We start from the raw sequence: 16,525 nt of genomic DNA on the forward strand, positions 1-16,525 counted from the left end.
GAAGCCGCCGAAGGCCCCGTTGCCCCCCTGGCCGCCGGGGCCGCCGAAGCCGCCGTCGCCGCCCCGGCCGCCGGGGCCACGCCGGATGCGATTGTCGGTGATCCGGGGCAGGCCGGCGGCGCTGGTGGGGGCGCCGAAGTAGGCGAGGATCGCGATGGAGGCCCCGCCGTCGCCGCCGGGGTTCCCGCCCCGGCCGCCGCAGCCGCCCGCGCCGCCGCCGCCGCCGCTGGCGCCCTGCTCGTGCTGCTGGCAGCCGCCGCTGGCGAAGCGGGCGGTGCCGCCGCCCGCGCCACCGCCACCGCCACCATCGCCGATCGCGCCGGCCCCGCCCGCGGTGCCGGCGGCCGGCGAGGGCACCCAGAAGGTGCCGGAGATCGAGCCGTAGCGCCCGGTGCAGCCGCCCCCGCCGTTGCCCGGGGAGCCGTCCTGACCGTCCAGGCCGTCGCCGCCGATGTTGGTCTGGATGCTGGAGGGCCAGCCACTCTCGGTCGCGTGCGAGCACTCGGGTCCGCTGAAGTCGTCGTAGCTCCAGTCGTGGCCGCCGGCCCCGTTCTTCCCCAGCGGGAGGACCGAGTAGGCCTGCTGCGCGCCCCGCACCGGGCTCGCGCCCCAGTCGAAGACCGGGCAGATGGCGCTCCCGCCCGGGTTGCCGTTCGCCTGGCCGCAGGTCGTGTTCCTGCCGGCCAGGCCGCCCGCGACCACCAGGGTGGCGGGGCAGACGCCGACCACCGGCACGCTGTCGATCCCGGCGCGGCCGTCGAGGGCGGCGGAGGCCTGGCGGCCGAAGCCCTGAGCGCCGGTGGAGCCCCGGCCCCCGGCGCCGGCGTGGCCGCCCCGGATGACGTTGTTCTGGAACACGACCCCCGGCCCCACGTTCCGCAGGTAGACGGCGATCGAGGGGGCGCCGTCCTGATCGTCGGCGGTGCCCGGCGCGACGTCCCGGCCCAGGAGGTGGAAGCCGCTGACGATCGTGGTGGCGGCGCCGTGCCCCACGTTGATGAGGTTCATGGCGCCCGGTGAGGCGGGCGCCGGCGGCGGGCCCGCCTGCACCGTGGTCGCGTGGACCGTGATCTCGCGGGAGAGGAAGTCTGGCGCGTAGCCGCCGAAGAGCTGCATCCCCTCGGTCAGGCGCAGGTTCTCTTCGTAGACGCCCTCCGCGACGAGGATGTAGCGCTTGCCGGAGGTGGGGAAGGCCACGAGGGCCTGGCGGATCGTCCGGAAGGGATCGCTCATCGTCCCGGTGCCCTGGCCGCTGCGGCCGCCCCAGACGAAGAGCGCGTGCCCGATGACGCCGTCGACGCCGTCACAGTTCTCGTCGACGTACTCGCTGCCCGGCTCGGGGAAGGCGCCGCGATCCGGGAGGTCGGTCGCGGTGTTGCCCCGCACCCGGCGGCACTCGCAGCCGTTCCCGGGCAGGCCGTCCACGTCGACCCACTCGTAGTCGATCCCGCCGACGGTCTCGGTGACGCAGGCCCCCATCTCGCAGGTCGGGAAGGGCAGCGCGGCGTTGCAGGTGCCGGTGGCGTGGACGATCTCGGGCACCCAGTAGGCGCTGCAGTCGTTGTTGCAGAAGCCGCAGTGGGCGTCGGTGTCGTAGCGGCCGGTGGCCGGGTTGAGGTAGCCCTCGTCGATGTCGCCGTCGCAGTCGTTGTCGAGCTCGTCGCAGATCTCGACGATCGCGGAGATGTCGCAGCTGCTCCAGTCCTGGGTGCCGCCGCTGGCCGCGCAGGTCTCGTAGCCCTGGCAGAAGTCGACGTTGCAGCCCCGGACGGTGCCCAGGTGGTCCGCGTCGCAGAGGCAGGTGTCGGTGGTGGGCTGGCACTGGCTGCCCTGCGCGTGGGGCTCGCAGGCGTAGCCGGTCGGGCAGGTCGTCCCGTAGGCCGAGCCCGGGGCGCAGTCCCGGCCGCAGAAGCGCTCCGGGCCCTCCTCGATGCAGTGGCTGCCGGGCGCCACGCAGTCATCGTCGGTGTTGCAGGGCTGGCAGAGGGTGTCCGGCAGCCGCAGGCAGATCGTCCCCTCGAGGTAGGGGAAGGTGCCGGCCTCGCAGGCCGTGGCGATGCAGCGTGCCGCGCCCTCGTGGATCTCGCAGAGGGTGGCCGTCGCGTGGGGGATGATGGCGTCGCAGTCGATGCCGCAGCCGCCGCAGTGCTCTCGCTGGAAGTAGAGCCCGGCGTCGTCCACGAAGTCCTCGTCGGTGACCCCGTCGCAGTTGTTGTCCGCGCCGTCGCAGCGCTCGGCCTCGGGCAGGGGGGCGTCGCAGAGCCAGCCGCTCGCGCCGGCGCAGGTCTCGGTGCCGCTGCAGGTCCAGTCGCCGAGGGTGGCCGAGCAGGGGCGAGGCTCCAGGCCCTCGTCGATCCTGCCCTCGCAGTCGTCGTCGATGCCGTTGCAGAGCTCGGGGACCGGCTCCCGCGCGGAGCACTCCGACCAGCCGCCGGGGACCTCGCAGAGCTCCTGGCCGCTGCAGATGCCCAGCTCGTTCTGGCGCAGGCAGCCCCGCAGCTGCCCCTCGGAGGACGGACCGCAGGCGCAGGTGCCGGCGTCGGGCAGGCACTGCCGGTCGATCTCGCCCTCGCCCATCACCACGTCGGTGCAGTGGTAGCCCTCGGGGCAGGGCTCGAAGGTGCAGTCCCGGGCGCAGCCGGGCAGGCCGTCGAGGTCGGCGTCCAGGCAGCGGTCGCCGCCGGAGAGGTTGCAGTCGGCGTCCTCCAGGCAGGCCTGGCAGAGCACGTCGCGATCGACGACGCAGAGGCCGAGGGACTCCACCTCGCCCCGGGGGTCGAGCACCTCCCGGCAGGCCCAGCCCTCGGGGCAGCCGGTGCTGCAGGGGAGGGTGCAGAAGGCCCCCTGGAGGTCCGGGAGGCAGTAGCCGGAGAGGCAGCGGTCGTTGCTCTCGCAGAGCTCGCCGAAGCCCAGCTTCCCCGGCCCGGCGTCGGTGGCGATCTTCTCCACGCAGACCGCGTCCACGCAGTCGAAGCCCTCGGGGCAGTCGGCCTCGAAGACGCAGGGGCAGACCCCGTCCTGGCAGCGGCGGTCGCCCAGCTCGGAGCGCGAGCAGGCGGCGCCCGCGAGGAGGAGGAGGAGCCCGGCCCAGGGGAGGGCGCTGCGCGTGAGGCGATCCATCATCAGAAGGTCCTGAAGTTCGCGGAGTCGCCGCTCTGGCCCGCGCCGCCGTCGCCGCCGGCGGGTCCGGGGCCTCCGGGGCCGCCCGGGCCCCCGCTCGGGGCCGCCAGGGGAGGATCGAAGGTGTTCGCCGCCGCGTAGTCGGTGGCGCCGAGGCGGTTGCCGGCGATCCCGTAGGCCACGCCGCCGCAGCCACCGCCGCCGCCGCCGCCCGCGCCGCCGTCGCCACCCCGGCCGCCCTTGCCGCCGGTGCCCGCGCACCAGGCCGGGGGCTGCGCGATGCCGCCGTTGCCGCCCTGGCCGCCGAGGCCGCCGTGCCCGCCGAAGCCGCCGGGGCCGCCGCCGCCGCCGGCGCCGAGGCGGACGAGGTTCCCCTGCACCACCGGGGGAGCGGGGACCGACTGGTTGAAGGTCAGCAGGACGCCGAAGGAGCCGCCGCCGGAGCCGCCGGGGCCGCCTCCGAGGCCGCCGCAGCCGCCGGCGCCGCCGCCGCCGCCCGTGGCGCCGAGGTCGCCGAGCCGGCTCCCCTGGGTGCAGGTCGAGGGGTTCTGGTTGATGACGCAGCCGCCCGCGCCGCCGCCGCCGCCGCCGGTGGCGGCGCCGCCCGCGTCACCGCGGGTCCCGCTGCGCGGCCGCCAGGTGCTGCCGGTCACGCGGCCGACGGGATCCGCGCAGCCGCCGCCGCCCGCGCCGTCGCCGCCGTTCTGGCCGGAGCGCGCGGGCTTGCCCACCATGTCCTGGCCGACCAGGCAGTCGTACTTGCAGTAGTCGGCGAACTGCGGCGTGAGGGCCGAGGAGTAGGCGCCGTTGTTGCCGCCGATCCCGTTGCCGTTCGCGGTGCTGCGGTAGCCCTGGGGATCGACGCTGCCGTCGGCGGCCGCCCCGCGGTTGCCGTCGGCCCCCGAGCAGCTCGCGTTGAGCCCGGCGGCGCCGCCCGGCTGGCGCTCGTTGGCGCAGGAGGCCGTCGTGCACTCCACCGAGTCGCGGCCGTCCCCGCCGAAGCCCCCGGAGCGTCCGCTGCGCGCGGTGGCGCCGGCGCCTCCCTCGCCGGCCAGGCCGGCGACGATGACGTTGTTGCGGATCTCGACGGCGTCCGTGCAGTTGTCGAGGGCGATGGCGATGCTGTTCTCGCCGGGCTGGCCCGCCCCGGGCTTGAAGGTCACGTCGTAGCCGTGGACCACGAAGCCGGCGAAGACCGTGCGGCCGGAGCTGATGTTGCGGGCGTTGACCACGCCTCGCGGCGGCACCGGGAGGGAGAAGTCCGGCTCGGGGCCGGCGAGGATCGTCGGGTTGGCCACGGGATCGCGCTCGCCGAAGTCGGCGGTGTAGCCGCCGTGGAGCTCGAGGCCCGGCAGCAGCTCGATCGTCTCCTCGTAGTAGCCGGCCGCGACCAGCACCTGGCTGTGCCGCGTGGGATCGAAGGCGGCGAGGGCGGCGCCGATGGTGGTGTAGGGGCGCTCCCGGGTGCCCTGGCCGCTCGCGCTGCCGGACCAGACGAAGAGCGCGCTGGTGGCCTCGCCGTCGACGCCGTCGCAGTCCCGGTCGAGGTAGGGGGCGCCGGCGACGGGGTAGGTGTCGTGGAGATCCGGCAGGTCGGTGCCGGTGCCCAGCGCGGTCGGACACTCGCAGCCGTTCGCGCTCGTCTCGTCGGCGTCGACCCACTGCAGCTCGATCTGGCAGGCGCCGTTCACGCAGGCGCTCGGGGCTCCGAAGCGGCTCACGCAGGTGGCGTCGCCGGTGCAGGTGAGGGCGCAGCTTCCTCCCAGGCAGGGGCCGCCGCTGCAGTCGGCGTCGGAGGTGCAGGCCTGGCTGCACTGGTGCCGGAGGGGGTCGCAGCGCCAGCCGCCGGGGCAGTCGGCGTCGATCCGGCAGGCGCCGCCCCCGCCCATCTCCTCCCGGGTGCAGGCGACGATCTCGCAGACGGGCGGCCGGCCCGCGCCCTGGGGCACGCAGCCGCCGATGGCGTGCTGGATCGACTCGCTCCAGTGGCTGCGGCAGTCCTCGTAGCACTGCCCGCAGTGCTCGTCGGTGTCGTAGGTCCCCGTGCCCCGGGTGTCGATGAAGGGGGTGTCGGCGGTGCCGTCGCAGTCGTTGTCGAGGCCGTCGCAGACCTCGATGGAGGTCAGGGAGGCGTCGCAGTCGTTCCAGGCCGGCTCCCCCGCCGCGTCGGCCTCGCACTGCTGCACCCCGAGGCAGGTCTGCCCGGCGTCGCCGCGCAGCAGGCAGGGGCGGTCGGCGCCGAGCCGCTCGGCGTTGCAGTCGCAGCTGCCCACGTCCGGCAGGCAGACCGGGGCGCCGCCGAAGCTCTGGCAGGTGTGCCCCTCCGGGCAGCAGCCCTGCTCACCGAGGCGACCGGTGCAGCCGCCATAGGGTGCGTCGGCGCCGCAGCCCTGGAGGCAGGAGTCGTGGGGATCCTCGCCGACGCGCCCGCAGCGGTCGGTGCTGAAGCCGCAGTCCCCCAGGCTCGTGCAGGGGCGGCACTGGGAGGAGGCGTTCTCGCGGCAGAGGACCGGGCCGAGCTCGGGGTAGGGGGCGAAGCCGGGCGCGCAGGCCAGGGGCACGCAGGTGGGGCCGCCCGCCCGCACCTCGCAGGTGGCGGCGTCGCTGCGCTCCGGCGCCAGGTCGTGCAGCACCCGGAAGCAGTCGAGCTCGCAGCTGCCGCAGTGCTCGGGGTGCACGTAGTCCCCGCTGGGGTCGAGGAAGTCCTCGTCGGTGCTGCCGTCGCAGTCGTTGTCGAGGCCGTCGCAGAGCTCCGCCTCCGGGTCGGTGGCGCCGCAGAGCCACTCGAAGGTGCCCGCGGCGGCGGCCTGGCAGGTCCAGGTGCCGCGGCAGTTCTCGGCGGCGCCCTTCTGGCAGGCGGGGTAGGGCAGGTCGAGGGGGAGCGCGGAGATGTCGACCGAGGGATCGTCGGCGTCGATCAGCCCGTCGCAGTCGTTGTCGAGGCCGTCGCAGATCTCCGGCTCGGCCACCGGGGCCTCGCAGGCGCCCCACTGGCCGTCCTCGCCGCAGACCTGCTTCCCGGAGCAGCTGCCGTTGTCGTTGCGCACGGTGCAGCCCCGGGTGAGCCCGGCGTTGGCGGGCGTGCAGGCGCAGGTGCCGGTCTCGGGCACGCACTGGGCGACCGTGCTCTCGCCGGCGCTCACCTCGGTGCAGAGGAAGCCCTCCGGGCACGCCCCCCCCAGGGTGCAGTCCAGGGCGCAGCCCCGCACGCCCTCGAGCTCGAGGCAGAGGTCCCCGAAGGCGGGGTTGCAGTGGTCGTCCACCGAGCACTCGGCGCAGAGCCGGTCGAGGTGCTCGACGCAGAGGTCGACCTCGGGGTCACCGGGCCGCCGCTTGCAGTCCCAGCCCTCGGGGCAGGGGTGCGCGGGGTCGCACTCCCGGCTGCAGATCCGGCGCTGGCCCGAGCTGTGGTCGATGCAGTAGCCCGAGACGCACTCCAGGTCCTCGAAGCAGAACTCGCCGAACTCGAGCACGGCTCCCGGGGGATAGCGCGAGCAGAAGCCGTTCACGCAGGAGAGGGGCTGCGGGCACTCCCGGTCCTCGGTGCACTCGCAGGCCTCCGTGTTGCGGCAGTCGACCGGGGGGTCTTCCAGGTAGCCCAGGCGGCAGCCGGCGGCCCCGAGCCCGAGGGCCAGGAGCAGGAGGAGACCCGAGGAGGAGGAGTGAGACCGCATCTCGACTCCGAAGACTACCTGGCCTGCCACCCTGCGTCCCCCTTAACAATGGCTGACAGCTGACAGCTGATAGCTGACAGCTTCCGCGCCTACGCCGGCTCCTCCACCGGCCGCCCGACGAAGCGGATCACCCCGAAGAGCGCCATGGCCCCGAGCCCCAGGCCGACGGGGTAGGGCGCCCCCAGCGCCCACCAGACGTAGCCGAAGAGCCCGGCCGCGACCATCGAGGTCAGCGCGTAGGGGATCTGAGTCCGCACGTGGTCGAGGTGGTCCGAGCCGCTGGCGATGCTCGACATCACGGTGGTGTCCGAGATGGGCGAGCAGTGGTCGCCGAAGATGGCGCCGTCGAGGACGGCGGCGGCGGCCACGAAGAGGGCCTCCTCTCCGCCGAGGTGGTAGGCCAGGGGCACGGCGGTGGGGATGAGGATGCCCATCGTCCCCCAGGAGGTGCCGGTGGCGAAGGCCACGAAGGCGGCCAGGATGAAGATGATCAGGGGCAGGGCACTCACCGAGATCGAGTCCTGCAGCCAGGCGATGAGGAAGTGCGAGGTCCCCACGTCGTCGCAGGCGGCCTTGATGCCCCAGGCGAGGATGAGCACCACCACGGCGGGCGCCATGGACCAGACCCCGCGGGCGTAGGAGCGGACGATGGCGTCGGGCGAGAGCAGGCGGTGCAGGCGCGCCAGGGCGACCACCAGCGCGCTGCCGGCGAGGGCGGCCATGGCCAGGACGAAGGTGGAGTTCTCCGCGCCGCCGAAGGCGTCCCGCCAGAGGGCATAGGTGAAGAAGCGGGCGGGGTCGGCGGAGAGCTGCGCCCCGCCGCCGCCGTCGAGGAAGAGCCCGACGCCCGCGCCGAGGATCACCACCAGGATGGGGAGGAGGGCCACGTGCGCCAGGGGCCGCACCCCGGGCTCCATGGCCACGCGCTCCATCCCGGCTCCCGAGAGGGGCTCGGCCCCGTCGCGCAGCACCTTGCCCTCGTGCAGGGCGCGGCGCTCGGCTTGCAGCATCGGGCCGTAGTCGCGCTGCAGCCAGATCAGCAGGATCAGGAAGACCAGGGTGAAGCCGCAGTAGAAGCGGTAGGGCAGGGCGGCGAAGAAGAGCTGGTAGCCGTCCAGGCCCAGGCCGAGGGAGGTGCCGAGGTCCCCGAAGAGGCCGACCTCGTAGCCGATCCACGTGGAGATCAGCGCCACCCCGGCCACCGGCGCGCTGGTGGAGTCGACCAGGTAGGCCAGCTTCTCCCGGGAGATGCGCAGCTTGTCGGTGAGGCCCCGCATGGTCGTGCCGACCACGATGGTGTTGGCGTAGTCGTCGAAGAAGATGGCCAGGCCCATGCCCATGGTGGCGCCCTGGGTGGCCCGCCGGGTGCGGGCCCGGGTGGCGATCCGATCGACGATGCCCTGCACGCCCCCGGCGCGGGTGGCGACGCCCACCATGCCGATGAGGGCGGTGGTGAAGACCAGGATCCAGATCTTGAAGGCGTCCGAGGCCGTCGCCGCCCAGAGGTACTCCTTCAGGCCGTAGTCCACGCCGAGGAGGGTGAGGTCGGGGGCCGAGAGGAGGGCGGCCAGGGCGATGGCCGAGATCAGCGAGGGGAAGAGGCGGCGGGTGGCGAAGGCCAGGAGGATCGCCAGCAGGGGGGGCGTGAGCGCCCAGACCGAGATCAGGCGGCGCTCGGTCTTCGCCGTGGCGGGCGGGCCGGCGCCGGGGCGGGAGAGCTCGATCGCCGCCGAGAGAGAGGCGGTCTCCTCGTCGAAGCCGAGGTAGGCCCGCAGCTCGCCGTCCACCACCTCCCCGGCGGCGGCCTCGCGGATCCAGGGCGCGGCCGAGAAGGTGCGCCGGGCGATCTCGCGCTCGCCCTCCTCGCCGCCGCTCACGACGAGGGTCAGGCGCAGGGGCTCCTCGGGCTCGCCCGCGGCCTTCTTCAGATCGGGCAGGAGCTTCTCGGTCACCGCGAGGGAGGTCGCGACCCGGCCGTGCGCTCCGCCGCGGTCGACCAGCAACACGACGACCAGCAGGCCGAGGACCACGGCCGAGGCCCGCAGCAGCAACGCCCGGTCCGGCCGCCAGCGCAGCAGCTTCTCTCCCAATCCCTTGAATCCCATCCCGGGCCGGTCCTATCACGAGCGGCGCCGGGAGCTGAACCTCGCTTCAGCGGGAGTCCAGCAGCGCGACGACCTCCTCGTGCCCGTGGCGCCGGGCGAGGTCGCGGGCCGTCTGCCCGCGCTCGTCGCGCAGGGCGGGATCGGCGCCGTGCTCGAGGAGCACCCGCACCACCTCCCGGTGGCCCCGCTCGGCGGCGCTCATCAGGGGGGTCCGCGAGGCCAGGGGATCCCGGGCGTCGATGTTGGCACCGTGCCGCAGGAGGAGCGCGGCCACCCGGGCGTGCCCCTCCCGGCAGGTCTCGTGGAGGGCGCGGCTGGCCCGCCAGTGGCGGCGGATGTCGGGGTCCATCCCGGCCTCGAGGAAGAGCCGGACGTTCTCGAGCTCGCCGGCCCGGGCCTGCTCTCGCAGCTCCCGCGCGGTGTACTCCATCCCCGCGCTGCGGATCTGCCGGACGATCTTCGGCTTGCCCCGCTCGACCCGCGGCGTGGGGCGGCAGCCCCCGAGGCAGGTCGGCACGGCGCCCAGGAGGAGTAGCAGGGCGAGCCCGGTGGGCAGGAGGTGGAGGTGGGCTGAGGGCATGACGGCTCCCTCTCTCCCTCACCCTAGGCACCCGGGCGGGCGGGCGGCCGCCCTCAGCTGCCGCCGAGGTCGTGGCGGCGCAGCTTCTCGTGGAGGGTCGAGCGGTGGAGGCCGGCCATGGCCGCGGCGCGGCTGATGTTGCCGCCGGCGCGCTCGAGGAGGTCCTCGAGGTAGGCGCGCTCGAAGGCCAGGCGGGCCGCCCGGAAGGTGCTGCTCCCGGCGTTGGGGAGGAGGCCCTCGCCGCCGCCGCCGCCGGACTTGCCGGCGATCCGGGCCGGCAGGTCACCCGGCTCGAGGCGCTCGCCGGAGGCGACGAGGACCCCGTGCTCGATGGCGTGGGCCAGCTCCCGGACGTTGCCGGGCCAGGGGTAGGCGATGAGGCGCTGGAGGGTCGCCGAGGAGACGGTGTGGGACTTGCCGGTCTTCTCGGTGGTCGCCTTGAGGAAGTGATCCACCAGCAGGGGGATGTCCTCGGGGCGCTCGCGCAGCGGCGGCAGGTGCACCCGCACGGTGTCGATCCGGTAGAGGAGGTCGTGGCGGAAGCCGCCCTCGGCGACCATCTCCTCGGGATCCCGGTTGGTGGCGGCGACCAGGCGGATGTCGACCTTCTCGGTGCGGTCGCCGCCCACCGGCATGACCTCGCCGGTCTCGAGCACCCGCAGGAGCTTGGCCTGCTGGGCCAGGGGCATCTCGCCGATCTCGTCGAGGAAGAGGGTGCCCCCGCTGGCCTCGCGGAAGTGGCCGGGCCGCGCGCGCATCGCGCCGGTGAAGGCGCCCTTCTCGTGCCCGAAGAGCTCCGACTCCAGCAGGGTCTCGGTGATGGCCGCGCAGTTCACTGAGAGGAAGGTGTTCTTCTTGCGGGCGGAGAGGCCGTGGAGGGCGCGGGCGACGAGCTCCTTGCCCGTGCCGCTCTCGCCGGTGACCAGCACCGGGTAGTCGACCGGCGCCACCCGCCGGACCAGCTCGAAGAGCTCCTGCATCGGCCGGCTCTGGCCGATGAGGTTGTCGAGGCGGTTCTTCTTCTCGACCTCGGCGCGCAGCAGCCGGTTCTCGCGGACCAGCGCCTGGTGGGCGAGGGCGCGGTCGACCAGGATGGTCAGCTCCTCTGGCTCGATGGGCTTCTTGAGGTAGTCGTAGGCGCCGACCTTCATCGCCTTCACCGCCGTCTCGATGGTGGCGTAGGCGGTGACCAGGATCACCGGCAGGTCGGGGCCGCGCTCGCGGATCGACTCCAGGAGGGCGAGGCCGTCCATCTCGGGCATGCAGAGATCGGTGATGACCAGATCGATCACGCCCCGGTCGATCACCTCGAGGGCCTCGCGCGCGGAGGCGGCCGCGACGCAGCGGTGACCGCGCCCCTCGAGGTAGCCCTGCAGGAAGGTCCGGGCGGACTGCTGGTCGTCGACGACGAGGATGGTGGTGTCTCGGCTCATGATGTCTCTCCCTTGCCCCCGTCGCGGCGCGTGCCCGGGCCTCCGAAGATCCCCCCGAGGAGCTCCCGCTTGCCCTCCTCGTCGGCCTGCAGATCCCGCGGCGCGTCCTTGCGGGCGACCGGCAGGACCAGGACGAAGCGAGCCCCCTTGCCCGGCCGCGGCTCGAAGCGCAGCTCCCCGCCGTGGAGCTCGAGGATGCGGCGGGCGATGGGCAGCCCGAGGCCGGTGCCCTCGCCCATGGGCTTGGTCGTGTAGAAGGGCTCGAAGATGCGGCGGGCCGCCTCGGGCTCGATGCCCGGTCCGTCGTCGTCGACGGTGATCGAGCAGGTCTCGTCGGCGCAGCAGCAGGAGCTGACCTCGAGGTGGCCGCCCTTGCCCATCGCCTGGATCGCGTTGACGAAGAGGTTGAGCAGCACCTGGGTGAGGAGCTGGGGATCGCCCCAGACCCTGCAGCCGGGATCCGCCAGCCCCGAGGTGTCGATGGCGACGCCCCGGTGCCGGGCGTGGACCTCGGCCAGGGCGAGGGCCTCCCGCACCAGCACGGGGATCTGCAGCTCGACCGTGGGCACCGGCTCGGTGCGGGCCAGCTGGAGCGCTCGCTGCATCAGGTCGGAGGCGGCCCGCACCTCGTCCCGGATCCCGGCGACGAGGGTGCTGATCCGCTCGTCGGTCTCTCCGGCCCGCTGGGCAGCCAGCTCGGCGTGCCCCCGGATGGCGTTGAGGTGGTTGCCGATCTGGTGGGCCATGCCAGCCGAGAGGGTGCCGAGGCTGGCGAGGCGCTCGGACTGGAGCACCTGGGCCTCGAGGGCCCGCCAGGTCGAGAGGTCCTCGAGGATCACGATCACCGGGGCGTCGGCGTCGGCGGCGCCCTCGGCCGCCTGGTGGATCCGGGCCCGCAGGCTCCGGCGCCCGGGCCCACCGGAGGGATCCTCGGCCTCGGGCAGGGGGAAGGTCTCGCCGTGGCCGGTGCGCACCACCCGCAGGACCGCGGCGCTCAGGTGCTCACCCAGCACCAGGCACTCGTCCCGATCCTCGGGCGCCTTGTCCTCGGGGCAGGGGACCGTCAGCCACTCCCGGGCGACCCGGTTGGCGGCGAGGATCCGGGCCTCGCGGTCGCAGACGAGGATGGCGTCCTCGATCGAGTCGAGGATCGCCTCGCGCTGCTCGGCGCTGTGGGCGAGGTCGGCGCTGACCACCTCGACCTGGTGGCGCAGCTTCTGGTTGAGATCCTCGGCGCGCGCCCGCTCGGCCTGGATCCGCTCGGTGAAGTCGACGAGGCGGCGCTGCACGACGCCCAGCTCGCCGTGGGCCGGACCCTCCGGGGGCAGGGAGTAGACCTCGTCCCCCTCGTAGAGCGCGGTGGCCAGGTCGACCAGGGGCTGGCTGAAGCGCCGCGCCAGCCAGAGGGTCAGGCCGCCGCCCAGGGCCACCCAGAAGAGGGCGGAGTAGAGGGCGGTGGTCACCAGGGTCCGCAGGCGCTCGCGGGGCTCGTCGGAGGTGAAGGTGCAGAAGACGTAGCCGACGATCTCGTCCCCGTGGATGATCGGGGCGCGGGCCACGAGCTCCAGGGGGCGGGAGGCCACCGCCCAGATCGAGGAGGGCGTGGCGCGCAGGCGCAGGTGGCTCGCCTGGGCGATCCGCTCGGGCGTGGGCTCCTCGCCGGCGAAGCCGACCAGGCTCCCGTGCTCGTCGAGGACGGCGAAGGAGTGCACCTCCAGCACCCGGGCCACGCGCTCGGCGTAGGGCTCGAGCTCCGGGAGGGTGTCGGCGTCGAGGAGGCCCTCCTCCCCCGGCTCCCACTTCTGGGCGATGGCGCCGGCGACGCTCATCAGCACCAGGCGGGCGCGCAGGGAGAGCTCCTCCTGCACGGCCATGGAGCTCACGACCAGCGACTGCATCGTCTGGCCGAGGACGACGAGCACCACGATGGCGCTGGCGAGGGTCGCCAGCTTGACCCGGATGCTGACGGTGAGGAGGCCCTCTTGCATCAGCGGATGCTCCCCGCCCCCCGGGAGAAGGTGTGGCAGTGGACGCAGAGCTCCTCGGGGTGGTGGCTCTCCATCCCCCCGTGGCACCCGCGGCAGGCCTGGCGCGTCGCCGACCAGTTGTGGGGCTCGTGGCAGCTGCCGCAGTCGTCGTGATCCTCCAGCTTGTGGAGGCCCAGCAGGTCCTGCTCCCGGTGGCACTCCGCGCAGGGGACGATGGCGCTGCCCTCGGACTCCTCCCCGCCGTGGGGCCGGTGGCAGGCGGCGCAGAGGAACTGCATGGGGGCGTCGGGCTTCACCACGACCGGCCGCTCCTGCCGCTCGTGGCAGGCCAGGCAGCTGGCGCGGGTGGGGCGGATCTTCTCTCCCTCCCCCATGAAGTCGTGGCAGGCGAGGCAGTGAGAGCTGTCGTGCAGGCCGCAGCCCGGGCTGTGCCCCGGGTGGCAGCCCTGGCAGGTGCTGCGGGCCGGGCGGTCGAAGTGCATCTCCTGCCCGTGGCAGTCGGTGCAAGAGATGTCCTTGGCGTCGAGGTGCCGCTGGTGCCCGGTGGCGTTCGCGATCGAGGGCCAGCGCTCGTCGTGGGTGGCGTGGCAGCCGGCGCAGCTCTCGAGCTGGATCGGCGCGTGGCTGCGGCGCTCACCCTCGTTGCTCCCGGTCGAGACGTAGAGGGTCAGCACCCGGAGCCCGTCTTCCAGCGTGCCGTGGTGGCACTGCTGGCAACGCAGCTCCCGGTGCTGAGCCTTCGCCCACACCTCGATCTCCGGCGCGATCTCGTGACAGGTCCGGCAGAAGGAGGGGCTGTTCTCGACGTAGTTGCGGAAGGCGAGGGTGGCGCCGATGCAACCCAGCAGACCCGCCAGGATCAGCAGGTGCAGGGTGGGTCGAAGCCAGCGGCTGTGGGGCATGGTGCCGTCACTCCTCGGGGGTCGGCGCCTCCTCGGCTCCCTCCTCGGTGCCCTCCTCCGGGGTGCCCTCCTCGGGCGCCGTGCGGATGGGGAGCTCCTCGGCGTCGTGGCAGTCGAGGCAGACCTGAGTGTAGAGGCCCAGCGACTGGTGCCAGGTGGCCTGGTGGCACTCGACGCAGTCGCGGCTGACGTCCTGCTCCTCGAAGTGCATCCCGTGCGGGAAGTTCCCGCCCTCCTCGAAGCGGCCCTTGTTGTGGCAGGCGAAGCAGGCGCTCTCGGCGACGCCGTTGACCACGACCTCGCCCTCGACGGCCTTGCCCTTCGCCGGCGAGGCCTCGGCCTTCCCGGGCTCCGGGGTCTTCACCGCGGCGGGCTTCGCCGTCTCGCCGGGCGCGGAGAGCTCGGCGATGCGGTTGCGGATGGCGGAGGCGTCGCTGATGAGCACGACCACGGCCGCGAGGACCACGATCGCCAGGGCGCCATAGGACCAGCGCCGGCGGGCGTGCCAGAGATCGTGGGCGGGCTTGCGCGGGGGCTTCTTGCCGAACTGCTTCTCGTAGGCGCCTCGGTGCTCCTCGTAGTAAGCCTCGGCCGGCATGGTGCCGTTCAGCCAGACCCAGCTCATCGGGAAGACCGTGGGCCGCAGGTGCACGTTGTAGAAGTGCCAGAGGAAGATGGCGAGGATGGCCAGCAGGGCCTCGTCGCTGTGGACGATCTGCCCCAGGGAGATGGCGTGCCCGGGCAGGACCTTGGCGAACCAGGTGGGGAACCAGAGCAGGAGCCCCGAGCCGCCCATGATGGCGACGCCCCAGAAGACGGCCCAGTAGTCGAACTTCTCGTGGTAGGCCCAGTTGCCGAAGTCGGGGCGCTCCTTCCGCAGGCCGAAGAAGTAGCCGAGGTTGGCGAAGAGGTCGCGCACGTCCTTCGGCGCCGGGACCAGGCCCAGGGAGAGGTTGCCGCGGGCGAAGCGGATGCCCAGGTAGAGCAGGTGGTAGACGGCCGAGATCAGCATCACCACGCCGGCGATCCGGTGGATCAGGGCGAGGGTGGCCTGGCCGCCGAGGAACTCGGTCATCCGCAGGGAGGCCTCGGTGCTCGCCGCCTTAAGCGGCCAGCCGGTGACCCCCAGGACGATGAAGGACAAAAGCATCAGGCCGTGCTGCAAGCGCATGTGGATGTCGAAGCGCTTGACCGGAAGCTCCGCGGGCGGCGCCTCCTCGTCGTCGGCCTCCGAGAACTCGGGGTGGTGCGCCCGGGTGCTGCGGAAGAAGTCGGCGCCGATGTGCAGGAAGAGCAGGAAGATCGTGCCGAGGGTGAGCAGGGAGAAGGCGAAGGCGGTGAAGCCGCCCCAGAAGTCGGTGTCGAAGCGGTGGGGGACGTGGGAGATGGCGTGGGTGAAGCTCTCGCTCGCCCCGGGGTGGCAGGTCTCGCAGGTGGCGACCCGGTTGTCGGCGTGCACCGTCGAGCGCGGATCGTCCTCGGGGAAGATCGCGTGGCCGCCGTGGCAGTCGGTGCAGACCGCGGCGCGGTCGTTGCCCAGGGAGATCATCTTGCCGTGGATGGTCTCGCGATAGGTGTCGACCACCTCGGCCTGGGCGCCGCCCTCACTGGGGAACTCGTGGCAGGCGATGCAGCGGGCCGCGAGCTCCTTCTTCATCTTCGGAGCGGTGGAGACCAGGTGCGGGCTGCCGTGGCAGTCGGCGCAGAGCGGCGCCCGATCGGGGCGCTCCTGGTTGGCCTCGCTGCCGTGGATGCTCTCCTTCCAGGCCTCGTAGGGCTCGTCGTGGCAGTCCAGGCAGGCGAGGTAGGCGTCCGAGACCCGCTCCCCGTAGGGGGCGAGCTTCGCGAGGGCCGCGCGATCCTCCTGTGAGAGGTCGCCGGCCACGTGGGGATTGAAGGTCCGCGAGCGGTGGCAGTCGGTGCACTCGACGTCGGCGTGGGGGCCGTCCTCCCCCTGGCCGGCCTTGAAGCCGGCGACGGCCTCGGCGTGGCAGACGGCGCAGCCGGAGGTGGGATCGACGCTGGGGGGGAGGACCGAAGGCTCCGCCTGGAGACCTGTCGGGATTGCCAGAGCAAGGATGCAGAGAAGCGATCCGAGGGGGGGGAATTTCATGGTGGGAGCTCCATGGTGATACGACGAACGCGCCCTCTCACGGGGCGCGTTCGCATCGAGATGTCTGGACCCTAGTCACCGGGTCGGGAATGGCCGTCAGCTGTCGGAATTTGCCGCCGCCAGGGCCTCCTGACCGGCCTCGGCCTTGATGGTGGAGCGGGCGAGGGCGTGGAGGGTGCTACCCACGACGGCGCCCACCACGACGAAGACGCCGGCGGTGGCGAGGAGGCCGGCCACCATGCCGAAGATGGTGATGCCCCGGGCCATCACGCTCGCGTCCACCGGGTGGCCGAGGAGGCCCGCGGCGAGGCTGGCGCCGGCGAAGCCGCCGTAGACCAGGGAGGGGAGGAGGCCGACGGCGAGGAAGGCGACGAGGCCGAGCAGGCCGCCACCGAAGGCGAAGGTGCGCTCACCGGAGTTCGAGGTGTTCTGGGTCTTCATGATCGTCTCCTGGAGTTGGGGAGTGGGGGAGTCGGTGTTCCGTGTTCGCTTTCCCTTCATTCCAAGACTGGTGCCAAGGTCGAATCCTCGTGATTTCAGGTACTTGGGATCGGGTGGGGTGTCGTATTTCCCCGACGCTTTCTGTCTCGAACTCCCTTCGACTAAATGA

General features: G+C 73.2%; 9 protein-coding genes. All 9 read right to left on the reverse strand.

Annotation, left to right across the window (positions count from 1 at the left end):
* A partial coding sequence (locus tag P1V51_05830; GenBank protein MDF1562540.1) for a MopE-related protein occupies positions 1-3,123 on the reverse strand: 3,123 nt, incomplete at its 3' end.
* A complete protein-coding gene (locus P1V51_05835) occupies positions 3,123-6,794 on the reverse strand; it encodes a MopE-related protein (protein ID MDF1562541.1) in 3,672 nt (1,223 codons plus the stop codon). The genes P1V51_05830 and P1V51_05835, both read right to left, overlap by 1 nt.
* Positions 6,795-6,883: 89 nt before the next feature.
* Positions 6,884-8,899: a Na+/H+ antiporter NhaC family protein gene (locus tag P1V51_05840; GenBank protein MDF1562542.1), complete on the reverse strand. Its 2,016-nt coding sequence runs from the start codon at positions 8,897-8,899 to the stop codon at positions 6,884-6,886.
* Positions 8,900-8,945: 46 nt separating this feature from the next.
* The gene (locus P1V51_05845) at positions 8,946-9,479 is read right to left on the reverse strand and encodes an ankyrin repeat domain-containing protein (protein ID MDF1562543.1); all 534 of its coding nucleotides are present in this window, start codon (positions 9,477-9,479) and stop codon (positions 8,946-8,948) included.
* A gap of 53 nt (positions 9,480-9,532) precedes the next feature.
* On the reverse strand, positions 9,533-10,912 hold the full coding sequence (locus P1V51_05850; protein MDF1562544.1) for a sigma-54 dependent transcriptional regulator: 1,380 nt from the start codon (positions 10,910-10,912) through the stop codon (positions 9,533-9,535).
* The gene (locus P1V51_05855) at positions 10,909-12,900 is read right to left on the reverse strand and encodes an ATP-binding protein (protein ID MDF1562545.1); all 1,992 of its coding nucleotides are present in this window, start codon (positions 12,898-12,900) and stop codon (positions 10,909-10,911) included. Before P1V51_05855 ends, P1V51_05850 begins: the two co-directional genes overlap by 4 nt.
* On the reverse strand, positions 12,900-13,802 hold the full coding sequence (locus P1V51_05860) for a hypothetical protein (GenBank protein ID MDF1562546.1): 903 nt from the start codon (positions 13,800-13,802) through the stop codon (positions 12,900-12,902). Before P1V51_05860 ends, P1V51_05855 begins: the two co-directional genes overlap by 1 nt.
* 7 nt (positions 13,803-13,809) lie before the next feature.
* Positions 13,810-15,915, reverse strand: coding sequence for a cytochrome c3 family protein (locus tag P1V51_05865; GenBank protein MDF1562547.1), 2,106 nt, complete (start codon positions 15,913-15,915; stop codon positions 13,810-13,812).
* Positions 15,916-16,011: 96 nt separating this feature from the next.
* Entirely contained in the window at positions 16,012-16,356 is a 345-nt protein-coding gene (locus P1V51_05870; GenBank protein ID MDF1562548.1) for a hypothetical protein, read from the reverse strand.
* Positions 16,357-16,525: the final 169 nt, after the last annotated feature.

The sequence above is a fragment of the Deltaproteobacteria bacterium genome, from assembly GCA_029210625.1.
In the GTDB taxonomy this organism is placed as follows: domain Bacteria; phylum Myxococcota; class Myxococcia; order SLRQ01; family SLRQ01; genus JARGFU01.